Source organism: Pseudomonas sp. B21128 (genome assembly GCF_044218865.1).
GTDB classification, from domain to species: Bacteria; Pseudomonadota; Gammaproteobacteria; order Pseudomonadales; family Pseudomonadaceae; genus Aquipseudomonas; species Aquipseudomonas iridis.
Map to the genome: position 1 here is coordinate 4,678,819 of NZ_CP162590.1, position 21,368 is coordinate 4,700,186.

A 21,368-nucleotide genomic window follows, 5' to 3' on the forward strand; every position below is an offset into this window, starting at 1 on the left:
CGCGAGCAAGCTCGCTCCCACAGGGCTTCGATTAAGAGGTCATTACTTTTTGTGTTGTTCGACGAACTGGCCATAGGCATCAATAAACTTTTGCAAGAACGGCTTCACCGACTCGCTCAATTTGCCCGCCTCGTCAAATGCCGAGCCCGCGCCACCCAAATAGGCTTCCGGTTGCTGCATGCAGTGCACGTCAAGAAACACAAACGACTGGCGCAGGTGCTGGTTCGCGCCAAAACCACCGATTGCCCCCGGCGATACGCTCATCACAGCGCCCGGCTTGCCGCTCCAGGCGCTCTTGCCGTAAGGCCGCGAGCCGACATCGATGGCATTCTTCAGCGGTGCCGGCACGGAACGGTTGTACTCTGGCGTCACAAACAACAACGCGTCGGATGAACCCACTTTTTCACGGAAAGTGCTGTAGGCTGCGGGCGGTGAATCACCGTCGATGTCTTCGTTGTACAGAGGCAGGTCGCCAATCTCGACAATCTCAAGCTTCAGGTTCGCCGGCGCCAGCTCAGCCAGTGCCAAAGCGACTTTGCGATTGATCGAAGCTTTACGCAGGCTACCAACCACTACTGCGACGTTGTAGACATTGCTCATGGAAACTCTCGACTGTCAGTGGGGGAGCCACTAGTTATAGATGATCCGATGACGATTTCACCAGCAGAGGAGGGAAATTCCCGCCTGCTGATTATTTTTTTCCTGTAGGAAAACTTACAGCACCTGATGGCGGTCTACCAAGCCGCAAATCAAGCGTTTTATCTCCAGAGGTTCTAAGCAGATGGCAGCAGTACTCGTCGGTCAGTTCCATGCAAGAGATGCGGAAGGCCGCGTTTATTCCGTGCATGAGTTCCAGGAATCCACTCCGTCGGCGGACGGAATCACCGGCAAGGAGCCCGTCACCACGTACAAACTGGCGATTGGCGATCGCATCGAGAAACTTGATGACGCTGAATTCAAGCTGGTTCAGTCAGGCATTATCCTGACGCGCGAACCTGAGCCAATCGTCGCTTCATAAGCGTGCGTTATGAGCAGAAGTCATAGGCGCAGACTTGGGGTAGGATTCGGCCTCTGACCCCACCTGCTGAACATGGACTTCACGCATGCGTTTACGCCATATCGAAGTGATTCAGGCGCTCTTGCAGACCGGTCACATGGGCACCGCCGCCGAATGGCTGCAGTTGCCGGTGACCGAAGTCGAAGAGCGTTTGCGCGAAGCCGAGAGTCAGTTGGGGTTCATGCTGTTCGCCAGCGTTCGCGGTCGCCTGCAATCGACGCCCGAGGCGCGGGCGTTACAGGTGGAAATCGCGCACGTTTATGAAGCGCTGGAACCGGTGCAACGCCTGGCCAGCAGCCTCAAGCAATACCTCGCACCGCCGCTGCGCATCATCGGCACCCCGCCGCTGGCGCAACAATTACTCCCGCACAGCCTGGCCGCCCTGCGTCGACGCGTGCCAGACGCACCGTGCAGCCTGCTCAGCGCGCCAACCCGCGACATCGTCCGCAGCTTGCTGCTGCGCGAAAGCGATCTCGGCTTGAGCCTGCATGATCCCGAACACCCCGACATTCATTGCCAGCCACTGGCCCAGAGCAAGCTGCAACTGCTCGCGCCGCACGGCTGGCTGCAACCCAGACAAAAGTACATTTCCCTGCAGGATCTGGCGGGCCAGGCGATGATCGGCCTCGAGGGTCAGGACCCGCTGAGCCCGGCGCTGGATAACAAACTCCAGGCCGTGCGTCCGGCACCGAGCATCCAGACCCGCGTGCAGACCCACCAGATGATGCGCAGCATGGTCGAGGCTGGCGAAGGGCTGGCCATCGTCGACCCGTTTACCGCGCTCGGTGCACGTGCCGCCGGGCTGGATGTCTGCCCGCTGTCGCCTGCCGTGCCGATCACCCTCTACGCCCTGACCTTCAAACACGCCGCCCCCTCATTGGCGATTCAGACGTTACTGGCGATCATCACGGAACAAGCCGAGGCGATGTTGTCGAACTGAGCGGATTTTCCAGCGGGTTATCGAACAATCGATACCAGAACAGCGCCTCTTCGGCGGTGTTCGGATCGATACCGCGATAACGCAACTGGTCGACGCCGCCAATCACATACCCGCATCGCTCATACAGCCGACAGGCACCGAGGTTGTTGTTCTGGGTTTCCAGCATGATGCCCGGCAGCTTCTTCTTGCGACTCCAGAACTGCGCCACATCCAGCAATGCTTTGGCCACGCCATGGCGACGGGCCGGCGCGTGCACCGCCAGTTCATCGATATGGGCAAAGCCGTTCCAGTTGGTGCTGATCACCAGATGGCCCACCGGCTCATCATCGAGGTAGGCCATGAATATCGCGCTGTCAGCGGCTTTGTGAAAGCTGCTGAACTCCTCGGGATCAATGCCATAGCACTTGCGGTACGGCACGATGGGCGTCACCCGCCACTGTTCAACGGGTTTGCCGATAACAGCGGCACCATACGCCGCGACTTCAAAACTGAAGTCGCTGCCCCAGATATAAGGCGCAAAACCTTCATCGGCAACCCGCACCGACAGCCCTGGGTGTTTAGGATTCATGACCGGTTGCATGCTCGCAAAGCTCCTCATTCCTTGACGCAATCGACGGTGTACTGCCGCCCATTGCCTTCGTCTTCATGTTGCAGGCCATGCACATCCGCCACAAAACCCTGGAAGCTGCTATCAAACGTGCGGGCAAATTTCAGGTAGTCGATGATCGAGCGAGTCGACTCGGTAAAGCGCTCACCGGGCATGATCAACGGAATGCCCGGCGGGTACGGCACCAGCATCACGGCGGCAATCCGTCCTTCCAGCTCGTCGATCGGCACCGCCTCGACTTCACCGCGCACCAGATGATCGTATGCGTGGGCCGGCTTCATGGCGATTTCCGGCAGTACCGTGTACATGCGTTTGAGATGCCTGGCGGTGGCGTTGCTGCGATAACAGGCGTGCAATTGATCGCACAAATCCCGCAGGCCCATGCCGCGATAGCGTGCGGTATCTTGCTGGGCGACACACGGCAGACACGTCGCCAGACTGACGTTAGCGTCGTAACTGCGCTTGAACTCCAGCAACTCGGTGAGCAACGTACTCCATTTGCCTTTGGTGATGCCCATGGAGAACAACACCAGAAACGAATACAGCCCGGTCTTCTCCACCACCAGCCCACGCTCCCAGAGGAACTTGCTGACCACCGCCGCCGGGATGCCCTTCTCGCTCAACGCGCCACCGGCGTTCAGGCCCGGCATCACCAGCGTGACCTTGATCGGATCGAGCAAGACGTAATCGTCGCTGACCTCGCCGAAACCATGCCAGTCGGCGTCGGGCTTCAGCAGCCAGTCTTCGGTGTGCACGCGGTCGACCCCTTCGACACCCGGCGGCTGCCAGATCGAAAACCACCAGTCATCCGCCGCAATGTGCTGGCGCAGATTGGCCAGCGCACGGCGAAAACTCAGGGCTTCGTCGAAGGTTTCCTGCAACAGCGAGCGCCCGGCCGGGCCTTCCATCATCGCCGAAGCCACGTCCAGCGAGGCGATGATGCTGTACTGCGGCGAGGTCGAAATGTGCATCATGAATGCTTCATTGAAACGATCACGATCCAGTTGCCGCGCGCCGCCGTCCTGCACATGAATCATCGAGGCCTGACTGAACGCCGCCAGCATCTTGTGAGTGGAATGGGTGGTAAACACCAGAGGACTGTCTTCGCTGCGCGAAGTGTCCATGCCATAGCGCCCGGCAAAGAACTCGTGAAACGCCGCATAGGCGTACCAGGCCTCGTCGAAATGCAGCACTTCAACGCTATTGCCCAGGCTTTGTTTGATCAGTTCGGCGTTGTAACAGAGCCCGTCGTAGGTCGAGTTGGTGACCACCGCCAGTTTCACCTTCGGCGCTCGCCCCTTGGTCAGCGGACTGGCGTCGATCTTGGCCTGGATCGATTCGCGGCTGAATTCGCTCAGCGGTATCGGGCCGATAATCCCCAGTTCATTACGCTCCGGGCACAGGTACAACGGGATCGCGCCGGTCATGATGATCGCGTGCAGCACCGACTTGTGGCAGTTGCGATCCACCAACACCAGATCATCGCGAGCGACCATCGAATGCCAGACGATCTTGTTGGCGGTCGAGGTGCCGTTGATCACGAAAAAGGTGTGGTCGGCTCCGAAATTGCGTGCTGCGCGGGCTTCCGCCTCGGCGAGCGGACCGGTGTGATCGAGCAGCGAACCGAGTTCGGGCACCGACACTGACAAGTCGGAACGCAGAGTGTTTTCACCGAAAAACTGATGAAACGCCTGCCCCACCGGACTCTTGTGATACGCCACGCCGCCGCCATGGCCGGGGGTGTGCCAGGAATAATTGGAGTCGGCGGTATGTTGCACCAGCGCTTTGAAAAACGGCGGCAGTAAGCCGTCGAGATACTTGCGCGCCGCCCGCGCCACTTGCCGGGCCAGGAACGGTACGGTGTCTTCGAACAGGTAGAGGATGCCGCGCAGTTGATTGAGCTCGGCCATGGCGTCGGCCGGGGCGTTTTCCAGAGTGACCTGCTCGCCCAAGGCAAAGATCGGCAGATCCGGCGCCCGCACCCGGGCGAGGCTGATCAGTTCGGCCATATTCTGCAAAAGATGCGAGTCCGTGCTGGCGTCCTCGGCGGCAATCAGCACGCATGCCAGACCATGATGGGTCGAAGCCACCAGACGCCCTTCCGCGTAGTCGGTGGCCGAAACGATACTGAAACCTTCCTGCTCCAACTCCCGGGCAATGCCTCGGACACGATCGCCGGCGACCGTGTCGGCCTTGATATCACGATGGACAATCAACACCGGAAATTTCAAATCTTTGTACATGGGGCTCAGTGTCCTGAGGCGGCGGATTCGAATCCGCCAATGCATTCAGGGTAGAGGGTTGCAGCGAAAGTGGCGAGGGTGGCCAGTTGTCAGCACCGCGACCTCTGGATCTTCAAGCCTGCGCGTCAGCCTCGGCAATCTGTGTCCACAACGCCGGGCCACCGGCCGACTTGGCAATGATCTCCAGCCGCACCAGATGCGCAGCCAGTTCATCTTCAGTCGCACGAATAATCCGTGCTGGCTGGCGATCAGCCGGTAAGCGGCGAATCTCGGTAGCGGAGTTGTCCGAGCCCTCGCCCGTGCCATTGCCGTCGGAGGCGTTGCCGGCCAGCGACAGGCTGGTCTGGCCACCGGTCATGGTCAGGTAGACGTCGGCGAGGATCTCGGAGTCGAGCAAAGCGCCGTGCAGTTCACGGCCGGAGTTGTCGACGCCATAACGTTTGCACAACGCATCGAGGCTGTTGCGCTGACCCGGATGACGCTCCCGGGCCATCATCAAGGTGTCGAGGATCGAGCAGTGTTGCGTGATGTCTGCGAGATCCTGTCGACCCATCAAGGCGAATTCGTTGTTGATGAAGCCAACGTCGAACGCCGCGTTGTGGATGATCAGCTGCGCGCCTTTGATGAACTCGAAGAACTCATCAGCGACTTCGGCAAAGCGTGGCTTGCCGACAAGGAATTCGTTGGTGATGCCGTGGACGCCGATGGCGCCTTCGTCACTCTCCCGATCCGGTTGCAGGTAGACGTGAAAATGCCGGCCCGTGAGGCGCCGACCGATCAGTTCGACACAACCGATTTCGATAATCCGGTGACCATCGGTCACCGGCATGCCGGTGGTTTCGGTATCGAGTACAACGGATCTGGTGGCCATCAGTGCTCAGCTCTCAACGGGTCAATCGGGCAAAAACGCGGATCTTAACACGCTCACGGGATGTATCTGCCTTGGCGCGTTATCGTTCTTCGCCAGCAGGCTCGCGAATGGGCGCCACGGTGAAACTGGAAAAAATCAGCTCTGCTTGTACCCGCGAACCTCATCAACACCACGGTTAGCCAACTGGTCCGCGCGCTCGTTACCGTGATGACCAATGTGCCCGCGGACCCACTTCCAGGTGACCTTGTGGCGGTTGACCTGCTCGTCCAGTTCTTTCCACAGATCAGCGTTCTTCACCGGCTCTTTGGCAGCTGTCTTCCAGCCGCGCTTCTTCCAGTTGACCATCCATTCGTTGATGCCCTTCATCACGTATTGCGAGTCGGTCACCAACAGCACTTCACAGGGCCGCTTCAAGGCTTCGAGGCCACGGATCGCGCCGAGCAGTTCCATGCGGTTGTTGGTGGTGTTGGCTTCGCCGCCCCACAATTCCTTTTCGACGCCCTTGCACACCAGCAAGGCGCCCCAGCCGCCCGGACCGGGATTGCCCTTGCAGGCGCCATCGGTGAACAGTTCTACGCTTTCGACGCTTTCGCTCATGCCAATCTATCCAGAAAAAATGCGTGCCTCGCCAATCGCGGATCGACGATGGCCGCGGCCGAAGCAAGTCCGGCCACTATAAAAGAAGGGTTTACGGTTCGATGCGGCGGCGGTTGACCTTGGCCATCGGCAGCGGAATCAGCTTGCCCATCGGCTCGCGACGCTCCTGACGCAGTGGGCGTAGCCCGACCACAATCTTGCGCGCCACCAATAAGTAGAAGCCGCCTCCCGACAATTGCCAGTCACCGGCCTTGCGTTCCCAGCCGGCCAGACGGGCCTGCCACTTGGGCGACGCGAGCGGCGGACGATAGCACCCGAAGCGGCGTTTCTCCAGCGCAAAGCCCAGTAGATTGAGCCAGTCGGCAACCCGAGATGGCGAGATGCAGCGTGCCTTGCGCAAGGCATCGTGAGCAAATGCATGGCGCAGGCCCCAGGTGCTCCAGGGATTGATGCCGATAATCAGTAAATGCCCGCCAGGGCGCACGCTGCTCGCCGCTTCGCGCAACAGGCCGTGAGGTGACAGACAGAAATCCAGACCATGCTGCATCACCACCACGTCGGCGGCGTGCTCGCTCAATGGCCAGGCCTGCTCTTCACAGACAATCTCGACACCCGGCAACGGCGCACCGAGCCGCACGTTGCGCTGCACTTGCGGCGCTGACGGCGGGGTTTCGGCCGAGGGGCCGTAGTGCACCAGATAGCCACCGAAGAACCGGCCCAGTTCGTCTTCGAGCATGCGCCGCTCTTCATCCAGCAGCAATTGCCCGAGCGGGCCCGACAGCCATTCACGGGCGGCGCTGATCAACGCCAGCCAGTCGGGATCTGCCTGAGCGAACGCTTTATCGGTCATGTCATTCTCCAACGCGCCAGGAACTACTAAGATGCGCCAATGTTTTCCGCTTGGCGAATTCCGACGATGATACAGATCAGTGCCCTGCCCGCGTTCACCGATAACTACATCTGGTTGTTACAGGATCACCGTACCCAGCGCTGCGCGGTGGTCGATCCGGGCGATGCCGCGCCCGTGCTGGCGTGGCTCGACGCCCATCCTGGCTGGGCGCTGAGCGATATCCTGATTACCCACCATCATCACGATCACGTCGGCGGCGTCGAACGCCTGAAGCAGGCCAGCGGCGCTACCGTGTACGGCCCGGCCAGCGAAAACATTCCGGCACGGGACGTGGCGCTCGAGGACAACGACAGCGTCAGCGTGCTCGGCTGGGACTTCGATGTCTACGCGGTGCCCGGTCACACATTGGGCCACATTGCCTATTATCACCACGGCTTGCTGTTTTGTGGCGATACGCTGTTTGCCGCCGGTTGTGGCCGCTTGTTCGAGGGCACGCCTGAGCAGATGCACCACTCGCTCGGCCGGCTCGCCGCGCTGCCTGAAGATACGCTGGTCTATTGCACCCACGAATACACCCTGAGCAACCTCAAGTTTGCCGCAGCGGTTGAGCCGGGCAACGCAGACATTGCCGCCCGTCTGGAAAAAGTCACCCGGCAACGGCAGAACGGGGTCATGACCCTGCCATCGACCCTGGCACTCGAAAAGCTCACAAATCCGTTTTTGCGCACCACTGAAACATTGGTTACACAAAAAGTGGACGAACGGGACGGCGCTCAAAACCGGGGCCCGAGTGAGGTTTTTGCGGCTCTGCGGGCATGGAAAGATACGTTCTAAGAGCCACATGGCCCGATACAAAAATTCTGAATGGTTGACCGCAAGGGGTGCACTTTCTAGAATCGCCCGACATTTTTGCCCGGAACTTACTTCCAGCCAATGTCGTCATCCATACGTAAGTCCGTCAATTCAGATGCGTTGACCCGCCTGGCGCAAGCCATCGCGGTGGCGGTGTCTGCCACGCTGGCGGGCTGTTCCAGCCACGCCCCGCAGCCTGAAGCGACCCATACGCCGAACATTGCTGCGCGAGCCAAGCAGAAGCCGATCTGGCTGACCGAGAAGCCCAGCCCACAGGTTCCCCAGGATGTCTGGGAGCGCATGCGCCAGGGTTTCCAGTTGCAGGAAGGCCTGGGCGTGAACCCGCGCATCGAGCAGCAGCGCCTGTGGTTTGCCAGCAACCCCTCTTTTCTCGAGAACGCCGGCGAACGCGGCAGTCTCTATATCCATTACATCGTCGAACGCCTCGAAGAACGCAACATGCCGCTGGAACTGGCCCTGCTGCCGGTGATTGAAAGCTCGTACAACCCGATGGCCTATTCCCGGGCCAATGCGGTAGGTCTCTGGCAATTCATTCCTTCCACCGGCCGTTACTTCAACCTGCGTCAGACCCGTTTTTATGATGGCCGTCGGGATATCACTGCCTCGACCACCGCAGCAATGGATTATCTGACCCGGCTGCACGATATGTTCAACGGTGACTGGCTGCTGGCACTGGCGGCCTACAACGCCGGTGAAGGCACAGTGAGCCGCGCGATCGAGCGTAACGAAAGGCTCGGCCTGCCAACCGACTACTGGAACCTGCCGCTGCCAGCGGAAACTCAGGCCTACGTGCCAAAGCTGCTGGCCCTGTCGCAAGTGGTCCTGGCGCCGGAAGCCTACGGGGTGAATCTCAACCCGATCGCCAACGAACCGTATTTCCAGGTCGTCGAAATCAACCAGCGCATGGACTTGTCGAAAGTCGCTGCGGTGGCCAACATCGACGAAGACGAGCTGTTCCAGCTCAACCCGGCGTTCAAGCAGCGCACGACCATCGACGGGCCTCAGCATTTGCTGGTGCCGACGTCCAAGGCGCAACTGCTGACCGCCAGCCTGCAAACCATGCGCCCTGACGAATTGATCAGCCCGCGTTCGCTGAAACCGGTGTTCGAAGGTGCCGATCCTGCCGAAGTGGCGCAACTCAAGCGCGCTTATCGCGTCAAGCGCGGCGACAACCTTGGCACCATCGCCAAGGCCAACAAGGTCGAAGTCAAGGATCTGCAACGCTGGAACAAATTGACCGGCAAGAACCTCAAGATCGGTCAGACCCTGGTGATGCAGGACAACACCAAGCGCAGCCCTTCGCGCAAGAGTGGCCGGGTCAACACCGTCATGGCGGCGAACAGCAAAACCAAAGGCAAGGCCGAGAGCGCCCAGCAGACCCAGTACAAGGTCAAGCGCGGCGACACCCTGTATGTGGTGGCCAAGCGTTTCAACGTTGAGATGCAACATCTCAAACGCTGGAATCCGGGTGCCGGCAAGGCGTTGAAGCCAGGGCAGATGCTCACGGTTTATTCGCCGCATTGATTGATAAAACAGCCCCTGAATTTCAGGGGCTTTCTTTCGACGGGTGTCTGGCTTGAACGCGGGGTGACTGGTAGATCCATCCCCTCTCCCTTCTGGAAAGGGTCAGGGTGAGGGGTTCTTCGGCAAGAGGATTAACAGCCCATTAACCCGCTATCTTTTTCCTGTCCAGACAAGCTGTTACTGTACGGCCCACAAAGCCCAAGCCGCCTGGATCAGATCTGACTTGAAGCGTCCCCTCCTCCTGCTCCTGATCAGCCTGGCCTTGAGCTCACCCGCAAGCGCGACGATTACCGAAAGTCACGGTTATGCGCAATTCGGCACGCTCAAGTACCCGGCCAGATTTACCCACTTCGACTGGGTCAACCCGCAAGCGCCCAAGGGCGGTACGTTGCGGGTAATGGCGTTCGGCACCTTCGATACGGTCAATCCGTACACCTTCAAGGGCACCAGCCCGGTTTCCACAGGGAATTTCCTCCAGTACGGCATCAACGAGCTGAACGAACCACTGATGGTCGGCACCGGCCAGTATTCGCCGTCCGGTGACGAACCGGCATCCAGCTACGGCTTGATCGCGCAATCGGTGGAGTACAGCGAAGATCGCAGCTGGGTGGTGTTTAATCTGCGCCCGGAAGCACGCTTCCACGACGCAACACCCATCACCGCCTACGACGTGGCGTTCTCCTACCGATTGCTGCTCAAGGAAGGTCATCCGCTGTATCGCACCGCGCTGCAGGAAGTGCTGCGGGTCGACATCCTCAACAAGCAGCGCATTCGTTTCGTGATGAAGCGCTCAGGTAACCCGCTGTTGATTCTGCGCCTGGGCGAATTACCCGTGCTACCGCAACACTACTGGAAAGACCGCGACTTCAAGGCCACCACCTTCGAACCGCCGCTGGGCAGCGGCCCGTACCGCATCACGTCGGTGACGCCGGGGCGCCAGTTGATCTTCGAGCGGGTCAAGGATTACTGGGGCAAAGACCTGGCGGTCAATCGCGGCAAGTACAATTTCGATCGCATGCAAGTCGAGTTCTACCGCGACAGCGACGTCGCGTTCGAAGCCTTCAAGGCCGGCGAGTTCGACATCTACATCGAGCATCAGGCGAAGAACTGGGCCAACGGCTACAACTTCCCGGCCGTGCGCCGTGGCGAGGTGATCAAGGCGCAGATCGCGCATCAGATCCCGACCCAGAGTCAGGGCCTGTTCATGAACACCCGCCGAGCGACCTTCGCTGACACCAGGGTTCGCGAAGCGCTGGGCCTGATGTTCGACTTCGAGTGGACCAACCGCGCGCTGTTCAGCAATGCGTACAAGCGCACCACCAGTTACTACCCCAACAGCGAATTCTCCGCCAGCGGCCTGCCGGTCGGGCACGAATGGCTGATGCTCAAGCCGTACAAGGAGCAACTGCCAGCGAAGCTGTTTACCGAGCCGTTCACCCTGCCGCAGACCGACGGGCGCGGCGTTCCTCGGGACACCATGCGCAAGGCCCTGGCGTTGCTTGCCGAGGCTGGCTGGAAGCTCAATGGCCAACGCCTGCAAAACGCCGCTGGCCAGCCATTTCGCTTCGAGCTGTTGCTGGTCAATCCGAACCTGGAACGCCTCCTCCAGCCGTATATCGAGAACCTCAAAAGTATCGGTATCGACGCGCGCCTGCGCACCGTGGATCGCGCCCAGTACAAACAACGCCTCGATCAATTCGACTTCGACATGATCCTGATGACGCTCAACCAGACCCTCAGCCCGGGTCTTGAGCAATGGCAGTACTTCCATTCCAGCCAGGTCGGGATCAAGGGCAGCAAGAATTACGCGGGCATCGCCAATCCGGTGGTCGATCACTTGCTCGAACAATTGCTCGCCGCGCGCACCCGCGACGAGCAGGTCGCCGCCGGCAAGGCCCTCGACCGTGTACTGCTCTGGCAGCACTACAGCATTCCCAACTGGTACCTCAATTATCATCGCCTGGCCTACCGCAACCGGTTGGCCTTTGTCACCACGCCGCCCTACACCCTGGGCCTGAGCGCATGGTGGCTGAAGTCTTCGGAGAAAGATCAATGAAACCGATCCGCGCCCTGCTGGTGCAGGCCAGCGGCTTGCTGTTTGCCGGGCTGGCGTTTGCCGCCCCGCAGCACGCCTTGACTTTGTACAACGAGCCGCCGAAATACCCGGCCGACTTCAAGCATTTCGACTACGTGAACCCCGACGCGCCCAAAGGCGGGACTTTTCGCCAGGCCGGGTCCGGCGGCTTCGACAGCCTCAACCCGTTCATCAGCAAAGGCGTACCTGCCGAAGACATCGGCCAGATCTACGACACGCTGACCAAGCACAGCCTTGACGAACCGTTCACCGAATACGGTCTGATCGCCGGCAAGATAGAAAAGGCCCCGGACAACAGCTGGGTGCGTTTTTACCTGCGCCCCGAAGCGCGCTTCCACGATGGCCACCCGGTACGCGCCGACGACGTCGTGTTCAGTTTTGAGACGCTGACCAAGGAAGGCTCACCGATGTTTCGCGGCTACTACAATGACGTCGCCGAAGTGATCGCAGAAGATCCGTTGAAAGTGCTGTTCAAATTCAAGCACGCCAACAACCGCGAACTGCCGCTGATCCTCGGCCAGTTGCCGGTGCTGCCCAAACACTGGTGGGCCGGGCGCGATTTCACCAAGGGCAACCTGGAAATTCCGCTCGGCAGCGGCCCGTACAAAGTCACCGAAGTGAAGGCCGGGCGCTCGGTGCGCTACGAGCGGGTCAAGGATTACTGGGGCAAGGACTTGCCGGTCAATCGCGGCTTTTACAACTTCGACACGATGACCACCGATTACTACCGCGACAACACCGTCGCGCTCGAAGCGTTGAAGGCCGGTCAATTCGATTACTGGCTGGAAATGACCGCGAAGAACTGGGCCAACGCCTATAACATCCCGGCCGTCACCGAAGGCCGGTTGATCAAGGAACAGATCGCCAACGGCAACCCGACCGGCATGCAGGGTTTCGTCTTCAACCTGCGCCGCCCGGTGTTCCAGGATGTGCGGGTACGTCAGGCGCTGGGGCTGCTGCTCGACTTCGAATGGACCAACAAGCAATTGTTCAACGGCGCCTATGTGCGCACCCGCAGTTATTTCGAAAACTCGGAAATGGCCGCCACTGGCCTGCCCGACGCCGAGGAGCGGGCGATCCTTGAACCCTTTCGCAGCAAACTCCCGGCGCAGGTGTTCAGCGAAGCCTTCGAGAATCCGAAGACCGACGCCAGCGGCATGATTCGCACCCAACAGCGCGAGGCCTATCAACTGCTGCAAGAGGCTGGCTGGAGGATCGTCGACGACAAAATGGTCGACGCTAGCGGCAAACCGGTGGTCATCGAATTTCTGCTGACGCAGACCGACTTCGAACGCGTGCTGCTGCCGCTCAAGCGCAACCTCAGCGACCTGGGCATCGATCTGGTGATTCGCCGTGTCGACGTCTCGCAGTACATCAACCGCGTGCGTTCGCGGGATTTCGACATGATTGTCGGCAGTTTCCCGCAGTCCAATTCGCCGGGTAACGAGCAGCGCGAATTCTGGATGAGTGCCGCTGCCGACAAGCCGAGCAGCCGCAATACCATGGGCTTGAAAGATCCGATCGTCGATCAACTGGTCGAGAACCTGATCAACGCCGATACGCGCAAAAGTCTCGTGGCCCATGCCCGCGCGCTCGACCGCGTGTTGCAGTGGGGCTATTACGTGATCCCCAACTGGCACATCAAGACCTGGCGCGTCGCGTACTGGAACCACATCGGCCACCCGAAAGTCTCGCCCAAGTACGACATCGGGATTAATACCTGGTGGGTCAAACCCGACGCAAAACCGGCGATAGAAGTCGAAACCAAACTGCAAGCCGACCCTGCGGGCACGGAGTAATCAGATGCTGGCGTATATTTTTCGGCGACTGTTGCTGATCATTCCGACCCTGTTCGGCATTTTGCTGATCAACTTCGTGATCATTCAGGCGGCGCCCGGCGGACCGGTCGAGCAGATGATCGCCAAGCTCGAAGGCTTCGAAGGCGCCACCAGCCGCATTGCCGGCGGCGGTGCCGAAGTGTCGGTGGCCGGTTCCGCCTATCGCGGTGCACAGGGCCTAGACCCGGCGCTAATCAAGGAAATCGAGCACATGTACGGGTTCGACAAATCGGCCCCGGAACGTCTGTGGATCATGGTCAAGAACTACGCGTCGCTGGATTTTGGCGACAGCTTCTTCCGCGACGCCAAGGTCATCGACCTGATCAAGGAAAAACTGCCGGTATCGATCTCGCTGGGGCTGTGGAGCACGCTGATCATGTACCTGGTATCGATCCCGCTGGGGATCGCCAAAGCCACGCGACACGGCAGTCACTTCGATATCTGGACCAGTTCGGCGATCATCGTCGGTTACGCGATCCCGGCGTTCCTCTTCGCAATCCTGCTGATCGTGGTGTTTGCCGGCGGCAGTTATCTGGACTGGTTCCCGTTACGCGGCCTGACCTCGAACAACTTTGACGAATTGAGCCTGGGCGGCAAGGTCCTTGATTACTTCTGGCACCTGGCGCTGCCGGTGACGGCATTGGTGATCGGCAACTTCGCGACGATGACGCTGTTGACCAAAAACAGCTTCCTCGACGAGATCAACAAGCAGTACGTGGTTACCGCCAAGGCCAAGGGCCTGACCCGTCACCGCGTGCTCTACGGTCATGTCTTTCGCAACGCCATGCTGCTGGTGATCGCCGGGTTTCCGTCGGCGTTCATCGGTATCTTCTTCACCGGCTCGCTGCTGGTCGAGGTGATTTTCTCGCTCGACGGCCTCGGTCTGATGAGTTTCGAAGCGGCGATCAACCGCGATTACCCGGTGGTGTTCGGCACCCTGTTCATCTTCACCCTCCTGGGGCTGGTGGTGAAACTGATTGGCGACCTCACCTACACCCTGGTCGATCCGCGCATCGACTTCGAAAGCCGGGAGCATTGAGATGAACCTGTCCCCTCTCAACCGCCGCCGCTTCGAACTGTTCAAGGCCAACAAGCGCGGCTGGTGGTCACTGTGGCTGTTTCTGATGCTGTTCGGGCTGAGCTTGGGCGCCGAACTGATCGCCAACGACAAACCGCTGGTGGTGCACTACGACAACAACTGGTACTTCCCGGCGATCAAGCGCTACCCGGAAACCACCTTCGGCGGTGAATTTCCGCTGGAAGCCAACTACAAGAGCCCGTACATCCGTGAACTGCTCAAGGCCAAGGATGCGTGGGTGCTGTGGGCGCCGATTCCGTACAACTATCAAAGCATCAACTACGACCTGAAAGTCCCGGCCCCTGCCCCTCCGTCGGCGGACAACCTGCTGGGCACCGATGATCAAGGTCGCGATGTGCTGGCGCGGGTGATTTACGGCTTCCGCGTTTCGGTGCTGTTTGCCCTGACGCTGACCATTCTGAGTTCGATCATCGGCGTGTTCGCCGGGGCCTTGCAGGGCTTCTATGGTGGTTGGGTCGACTTGGCCGGACAGCGTTTTCTGGAGATCTGGTCAGGGTTGCCGGTGCTGTACCTGCTGATCATTCTGGCCAGTTTCGTCCAGCCGAATTTCTGGTGGCTGCTGGGGATCATGTTGCTGTTTTCATGGATGAGTCTGGTTGACGTGGTGCGCGCCGAGTTCCTCCGTGGCCGTAACCTCGAATACGTACGCGCAGCGCGGGCGCTGGGCATGCAGAACGGGGCGATCATGTTCCGCCACATTCTGCCCAACGCCATGGTGTCGACCATGACCTTCATGCCGTTCATCCTCACTGGCGCCATCGGTACGCTCACTGCACTGGACTTCCTCGGTTTCGGCTTGCCGGCCGGCAGTCCGTCGCTGGGCGAGCTGGTGGCCCAGGGCAAATCCAACCTGCAAGCGCCGTGGTTGGGCATGAGTGCGTTTGCGGTGCTGGCGCTGATGTTGAGTTTGCTGGTGTTTATCGGCGAGTCCGCTCGCGATGCCTTCGACCCGAGGAAGTGAAATGAATCAGGACAATCTGATCGAAGTGCGCGACCTCGCCGTCGAATTCGGTGTCGGCGAGCGCCTGCACCGGGTGGTAGAGGGCGTGAGCTTCGACATCAAACGCGGCGAAACCCTGGCGCTGGTCGGCGAATCCGGCTCGGGCAAATCGGTGACCGCCCACTCCATCCTGCGTTTGCTGCCGTACCCGATGGCGCGGCATCCGGCCGGCAGCATCAATTACGCCGGGCAAAACCTGTTGGGTCTGAGCGAGAAAACCATCCGCCACATCCGCGGCAACCGCATCGCGATGATTTTTCAGGAGCCGATGACCTCGCTCAATCCGCTGCACTCGATCGAGAAGCAGATCAACGAGGTGCTCGGCATCCACAAGGGGCTGACCGGCAAAGTCGCGACCAGGCGCACGCTGGAGCTGCTGGAGATGGTCGGCATCCCCGAACCGCACAAGCGCCTCAAGGCCCTGCCTCACGAACTGTCCGGCGGCCAGCGCCAGCGGGTGATGATCGCCATGGCCCTGGCCAACGAGCCGGAACTGCTGATCGCCGATGAACCGACCACGGCGCTGGACGTGACCGTTCAGCTGAAAATCCTCGATTTGCTCAAGGAACTTCAGGCCCGACTGGGCATGTCGCTGCTACTGATCAGTCACGATTTGAACCTGGTACGAAGAATTGCGCATCGCGTATGTGTCATGCAGCGCGGTTGCATCGTCGAACAGGCATCGTGCGCAGAGCTGTTCCGTTCGCCGCAGCATCCGTACACTCGGGAATTGCTCGGCGCGGAGCCCAGCGGAGGCCCGGCGACCAATAAAATCGGGGCGCCGCTGCTTGAGGTCGAGGACTTGAAAGTCTGGTTCCCGATCAAGAAAGGCCTGCTCAAGCGCACGGTGGACTACGTCAAGGCAGTGGACGGTATCAATTTCAGCCTGCCTCAAGGCCAGACGTTGGGGATTGTGGGCGAAAGCGGTTCCGGTAAATCCACGCTGGGTCTGGCGATTTTGCGGCTGATCGGCAGCAAAGGCGCGATCCGTTTTGAAGGCAAACAGCTAGACTGCCTGACACAGAACGAGATTCGCCCGTTGCGCCGGGAGATGCAGGTGGTGTTTCAGGACCCGTTCGGCAGTCTGAGCCCGCGGATGTGCGTCAGCGACATCGTGGGTGAAGGCCTGCGGATTCACAAGATGGGCACCGCCGCCGAACAGGAAGCGGCAATTATTGCGGCATTGAAGGAGGTAGGTCTGGATCCGGAAACCCGGCACCGCTACCCCCACGAATTTTCCGGTGGGCAACGGCAACGCATCGCCATTGCTCGAGCGTTAGTGCTCAAACCGGCGCTGATCCTGCTGGACGAGCCGACTTCAGCGCTCGACCGGACGGTGCAGCGGCAAGTGGTGGAACTGTTGCGTTCACTGCAAGCCAAGTACAACCTGACGTATTTGTTCATCAGCCATGATCTGGCTGTCGTCAAAGCGCTGAGCCACCAGTTGATGGTGGTCAAGCATGGCCAAGTGGTCGAACAGGGAGACGCGCAAGCCATTTTTGCCGCCCCTGAACATCCGTATACACAGCAGTTGCTGGAAGCCGCTTTTTTGGCACCAGCCACTGCGCAATAACCTGAAAGAGGAGCAACACATGGGTTTTCTCGCCGGTAAGCGCGTACTGATCGTCGGTGTCGCCAGCAAGCTGTCCATCGCATCCGGCATCGCTGCCGCCATGCATCGCGAGGGCGCTGAGCTTGCCTTCACTTATCAGAACGACAAACTGAAAGGTCGTGTTGAAGAATTCGCCCAAGGCTGGGGTTCGAGCCCTGAGCTGTGCTTCCCGTGCGACGTGGCCAGCGATGAAGAAATCGCCAAGGTCTTCGAAGCACTGAGCAAGAAGTGGGACGGCCTGGACTGCATCGTGCACTCCGTTGGCTTCGCCCCGGGCGACCAACTGGACGGCGACTTCACCGAAGCCACCACCCGTGACGGTTTCCGCATCGCTCACGACATCAGCGCCTACAGCTTCGTGGCCCTGGCCAAAGCCGGCCGCGAAATGATGAAAGGCCGCAACGGCAGCCTGCTGACCCTGTCGTACCTGGGCGCCGAGCGCACCATGCCTAACTACAACGTCATGGGCATGGCCAAGGCTTCGCTGGAAGCTGGCGTACGTTACCTGGCCGGTTCCCTGGGCCCGGACGGCACCCGCGTGAACTGCGTATCGGCTGGCCCGATCCGTACGCTGGCCGCTTCCGGCATCAAGAACTTCCGCAAGATGCTGGCCGCCAACGAAGCGCAGACCCCACTGCGCCGTAACGTCACCATCGACGAAGTCGGCAATGCCGGCGCGTTCCTGTGCTCTGACCTGGCGTCGGGCATCAGCGGTGAAATCATGTACGTGGACGGCGGCTTCAACACCACCGCCATGGGCAACATCGAAGAGTGATCTCGATGTAGAAAAAAACCGCCTTTCGAGGCGGTTTTTTTTCGCCTGCGCAAAACTCGCGCACGGGCAATAACTATGTACCACCGGAGATTCTCCCCGTCGTTCGACAATCGGCGCTCAGCGGTTTTCAACCGCCTATAGGAGAACACAGATGAACAACACCGAATCAGAACCAGCGGCCGATCAGGCCCAACAGGCATTGATCCAATGTCTTATCAACGAATTGACCGAAGTACCCGTCGCAGATGCCATGGCGCCCTCGCGCACCCTTGAGATTCCGCGCGGCTGCCTGTTAAGCGAGTGGACCGAACTGTACTGGACCGCTCTGCAGCGCCCGGACTTTCTCTATTGGGCCAGCCAGTTCGACGTCAACTTTGATACTTTCAGCCTCAAAGGCGAGATATTGCAGGCCCTGACCGCGTCGCACACAACGCCTACCCTCAGGATATTCACCCTGGACGATGATTCCGGCTGGTGGCAAATGGCGCCGACCCTGTTGTCGATTTCGCAACGGATCGATCCGGCGGGGATCGGCTTGCCCTGTATTGGCGGTAAATCCGCCAACCCTCAGTCCCGTTTTCCGCGCCAGCTGGTGCTGGCGTTCTACGGCTATCCAGAACCGCAAAACACCCAGCAGGCGCAGGTGATTGTCAATGAGCTGAAAACCAGCGCAATTGCCGCGATCAACAACGACGGCTATACAACGTCGGCGGTGATCAGAGAGCGCACCGCGCAGCTTGAGGACTATCGAGCCATCGCGGCAGAACTGGAGCGGGCCCTGCAGGCCATAGAGGAGCGCAAACAGCCTTTCATCCAGTCTCGCATTGCCGCAAAGTCGGTATCGCTGATCTCTTGCTCTTTAATTGCCAGGACAGAGTCTCAACACAACCTCGGCCACGTCATGACGCAATACGGCTTTGAACTGCCGGACAATGTCGAAGGCACCCGCGAACTGATCCTGCGGTTGCGCCAAGCAAAGTGGCCACTCCCACCCTTTGTCAGTGGCTACGTGCAGACCAATCTGCTCATCACGCGCTACCAGGAAGCGTTTGGTGATATTGAGAACTGTCAGTACATCATCGGGCGCCTGGAAGCGCTGAGCTGGAACAAGGAAAGTACCCAGACGATCAGTCTGGAGGAATTCAGCAAACCGGAACCTGCATCGACGTTGGGGCGACTGGTGGCCAGGCGCAAGGAATTACTGCTGGGGTTCAGGAACATTCAGGCTTTTCAAGCGATTCTCAAAGGCAGAAACCTCCCGGCGGACAGTCAGTTGCTTGTGACCGAATCAGGTCGGGTAGGCACCGTCGGCAGCAATCACAACTGGATTGCCCTGGGCCGGCAAGTCGAGCGGCACGCGGAATTGAAAGTCTTGCTGGAGAGGCTAAAAACCCTGGCGGGCGATGCAGGCGGAGAGATACGTACCAACGGTAAAGTCAGTCTGGTCCAGATGATGCGCTACTACGAAATGGACGTACCTGAAAACGTCGACTCTGCCCGCCTCACCGCCCAGTGGGAAAAAACCCTTTTGATACTGCATCCGGTGCACATGGACCACTGGTATCTGCTGGGCCCTCCCGGCAATGAAACCGAACAGTTTACCTCGCAGGAACGCCAGGTCATTGTCGACGCCACTGCAGCGTTTCTGCCTTCAGGCTCGGCCCCGCTGATCGACTATTTGAGCGAAGGCCTTGAAACCGACCTGCCCCGATCCGCTCTGTACGCCAAAGCGGACTACCTGTTCAACCAGATCCTGAGCGCACCCCGGGCTCAGGATCTGGGCAACCTGTTGTTGAGCAAATTCAGATTGGCTGACATGGCAAAGGCACTCAACGCGATAAACCGTGAACGCCTGGTCCTCGCTGCCCTGATATTGAGTCTCGACCCGAGTATGGGAAAGCACACCCGACGGATCATTGCCCAGCCCTTGAACGACCGCTTTTTCTGGGGCGAAAGTTTCAGCGAAGTGCGCCGCTTTATCGACGCTCAACCCGGCCTGACGCCAGTCAAAAACAAAGTGCTGGCCACACACCTGATGCTATCGGGCATAGCGCCAGAGTTTCTGGTCCGTGATATTCCCGAATCCGTCGGTTACATGAGTTCGTGCCGTTGGGTCATGCTCAAACAGATGGTGTTGTACATCGAACAGTTGAAAACCGGACTGGCGCGAGTGATGACGTTCGAACAATTGATGACCCTGGCCCAACATCCAATCCCCCGATTCCAGACGTTTCAGACCGGGCTCGCGTGCACATCGGTGTTGGTCGACTGGGCCATTGCCAGGGGCTTGATCCACCCAGAGCCCGGCCTTGACGTCAGCACCTACGACTCGTCCACACTGGAAAAGGCCGGCACGGTCTTCCGCGAGCACACTCACCAGCTGGACCAGCTGTGCCGTGACGGTTTTCGCTCAGCCTTCCCAACGCCCTATACGGTGGCATTGGCTGACCTGCGCAGCATTTTCCCCAATCACCGTCACCTCGAAGACAAGGTTCTGGTCTGGACCGACGCAATCGCAGTTACGGAAACCGATCCGCCGCAATATTCCCTGGTGGATCTACACATGGCCAACCGACTGATGCCCGACATGACAGGCTGGAGCTCCAGGCGTGCCCAAGTGAACCTGGAAACAATGGCGCCGCAGTTTTCCAGACTGAAAGAGGTCTGCCGGCAGTTTTCTTTCGCCCTCACCACCCGCTTGGCTCAGATGAAAAAGGCCAGCCTGGCCTTGATCAAAGAAGCGTTTTGCGAGTTACCTTTGCAACAACGGATTGATATCGAAGATTCCACACTGGAGCTGTTTGCACTGAGTCCGGTGCCGCAGGCAGGCGCGGCAGTTGAACCGCACAATAACGCGGGGCCATTCGCTATAATTGCGCTGCTACGCGACTACACGCCCCGGGTCTTCGAAGTCTTCGTCCGACACTCGCAGGTTCAGTTGCGCAGGGATATCGACTGGACGTTGTTGACGCCAACGGCCGACCGCGCGGCACCGCCTTCACTGCCAATAGACGGGGAGGCATACCAGCGAGGAACTCAGCCCGAGAGCCCGGCGAGCTGCAATGTCAGGGTTGAACGTCTCAGCGTCGAGGGAGCGCCATTCGCGCGACAACCCGTAACGGTGCCCGACACCTTTTCATCTGCCAAGGTCAACGCCATCGCCCAAGCCGCAGTCAACCAGTTGTACAACGCGCACGAAGCCGCGGCGCTGGAGCGTGCAATGACCGCCATTGATCTGAACGACACCGAAACCTGCCACTCGACATGGATGGCGTTCTATCAGGCGTTGAGTCCGTCCGAGTGATGAAATTTCACTCGTGCAGGGTCTTCTGAAATACTTGAAATTCGAGTACACCATAGCCCCCTATGGGAGTGGGCTTGCACGCG

General features: G+C 59.5%; 17 protein-coding genes. 11 read left to right on the top strand and 6 right to left on the bottom strand.

Annotation, left to right across the window (positions count from 1 at the left end; all coding sequences use genetic code 11):
- Positions 1-42: 42 nt before the first annotated feature.
- Positions 43-600, bottom strand: a complete 558-nt coding sequence (locus tag AB4P91_RS20965; RefSeq protein ID WP_042558812.1) for an NADPH-dependent FMN reductase — start codon at positions 598-600, stop codon at positions 43-45.
- 181 nt (positions 601-781) lie between these two features.
- Here AB4P91_RS20965 and AB4P91_RS20970 point away from each other — a divergent pair, with 181 nt between their 5' ends.
- The gene (locus tag AB4P91_RS20970; RefSeq protein WP_042558811.1) at positions 782-1,018 is read left to right on the top strand and encodes a hypothetical protein; all 237 of its coding nucleotides are present in this window, start codon (positions 782-784) and stop codon (positions 1,016-1,018) included.
- Positions 1,019-1,103: 85 nt separating this feature from the next.
- Complete coding sequence (locus tag AB4P91_RS20975) at positions 1,104-1,997, top strand: LysR family transcriptional regulator (RefSeq protein WP_150596615.1); 894 nt, start codon at positions 1,104-1,106, stop codon at positions 1,995-1,997.
- On the opposite strand, the gene AB4P91_RS20980 is transcribed toward AB4P91_RS20975, so the two are convergent.
- The 5 genes from AB4P91_RS20980 to AB4P91_RS21000 form a co-directional block, all read right to left on the bottom strand.
- Positions 1,963-2,577, bottom strand: coding sequence for a GNAT family N-acetyltransferase (locus AB4P91_RS20980; protein WP_150595431.1), 615 nt, complete (start codon positions 2,575-2,577; stop codon positions 1,963-1,965). The two genes, AB4P91_RS20975 and AB4P91_RS20980, sit on opposite strands and share 35 nt — an antisense overlap.
- A 14-nt stretch (positions 2,578-2,591) precedes the next feature.
- Positions 2,592-4,847, bottom strand: coding sequence for an Orn/Lys/Arg decarboxylase N-terminal domain-containing protein (locus AB4P91_RS20985; RefSeq protein ID WP_395603578.1), 2,256 nt, complete (start codon positions 4,845-4,847; stop codon positions 2,592-2,594).
- A gap of 112 nt (positions 4,848-4,959) precedes the next feature.
- Positions 4,960-5,718 (bottom strand): DNA polymerase III subunit epsilon, encoded by a 759-nt coding sequence (gene dnaQ, locus AB4P91_RS20990; protein WP_150595433.1) that lies wholly within the window; start codon positions 5,716-5,718, stop codon positions 4,960-4,962.
- A gap of 135 nt (positions 5,719-5,853) precedes the next feature.
- Entirely contained in the window at positions 5,854-6,315 is a 462-nt protein-coding gene (rnhA, locus tag AB4P91_RS20995) for a ribonuclease HI (RefSeq protein WP_150595434.1), read from the bottom strand.
- 91 nt (positions 6,316-6,406) lie between these two features.
- A complete protein-coding gene (locus AB4P91_RS21000) occupies positions 6,407-7,165 on the bottom strand; it encodes a class I SAM-dependent methyltransferase (protein WP_150595435.1) in 759 nt (252 codons plus the stop codon).
- A 66-nt stretch (positions 7,166-7,231) separates the two neighbouring features.
- Here AB4P91_RS21000 and gloB point away from each other — a divergent pair, with 66 nt between their 5' ends.
- From gloB to AB4P91_RS21045, 9 genes are all read left to right on the top strand, one after another.
- On the top strand, positions 7,232-7,999 hold the full coding sequence (gloB, locus tag AB4P91_RS21005) for a hydroxyacylglutathione hydrolase (protein WP_150688617.1): 768 nt from the start codon (positions 7,232-7,234) through the stop codon (positions 7,997-7,999).
- 99 nt (positions 8,000-8,098) lie between these two features.
- On the top strand, positions 8,099-9,562 hold the full coding sequence (locus AB4P91_RS21010; protein ID WP_395603579.1) for a transglycosylase SLT domain-containing protein: 1,464 nt from the start codon (positions 8,099-8,101) through the stop codon (positions 9,560-9,562).
- 223 nt (positions 9,563-9,785) lie between these two features.
- Positions 9,786-11,618 carry an extracellular solute-binding protein gene (locus tag AB4P91_RS21015; protein WP_395603580.1) on the top strand — a complete coding sequence of 611 codons (1,833 nt, stop codon included), beginning with the start codon at positions 9,786-9,788 and terminating at the stop codon, positions 11,616-11,618.
- Positions 11,615-13,456 (top strand): extracellular solute-binding protein, encoded by a 1,842-nt coding sequence (locus AB4P91_RS21020; protein ID WP_150596620.1) that lies wholly within the window; start codon positions 11,615-11,617, stop codon positions 13,454-13,456. Before AB4P91_RS21015 ends, AB4P91_RS21020 begins: the two co-directional genes overlap by 4 nt.
- A gap of 4 nt (positions 13,457-13,460) precedes the next feature.
- A complete protein-coding gene (locus AB4P91_RS21025; protein ID WP_150596621.1) occupies positions 13,461-14,534 on the top strand; it encodes a microcin C ABC transporter permease YejB in 1,074 nt (357 codons plus the stop codon).
- 1 nt (position 14,535) lies between these two features.
- Complete coding sequence (locus AB4P91_RS21030) at positions 14,536-15,555, top strand: ABC transporter permease (RefSeq protein WP_150596622.1); 1,020 nt, start codon at positions 14,536-14,538, stop codon at positions 15,553-15,555.
- A 1-nt stretch (position 15,556) separates the two neighbouring features.
- Positions 15,557-17,167 carry an ABC transporter ATP-binding protein gene (locus AB4P91_RS21035; RefSeq protein WP_150688621.1) on the top strand — a complete coding sequence of 537 codons (1,611 nt, stop codon included), beginning with the start codon at positions 15,557-15,559 and terminating at the stop codon, positions 17,165-17,167.
- Between the two features lie 19 nt (positions 17,168-17,186).
- A complete protein-coding gene (gene fabI / locus AB4P91_RS21040; protein ID WP_007910591.1) occupies positions 17,187-17,981 on the top strand; it encodes an enoyl-ACP reductase FabI in 795 nt (264 codons plus the stop codon).
- A 151-nt stretch (positions 17,982-18,132) separates the two neighbouring features.
- Positions 18,133-21,285, top strand: coding sequence for a hypothetical protein (locus AB4P91_RS21045; RefSeq protein ID WP_395603581.1), 3,153 nt, complete (start codon positions 18,133-18,135; stop codon positions 21,283-21,285).
- The last annotated feature ends 83 nt before the right edge of the window (positions 21,286-21,368 follow it).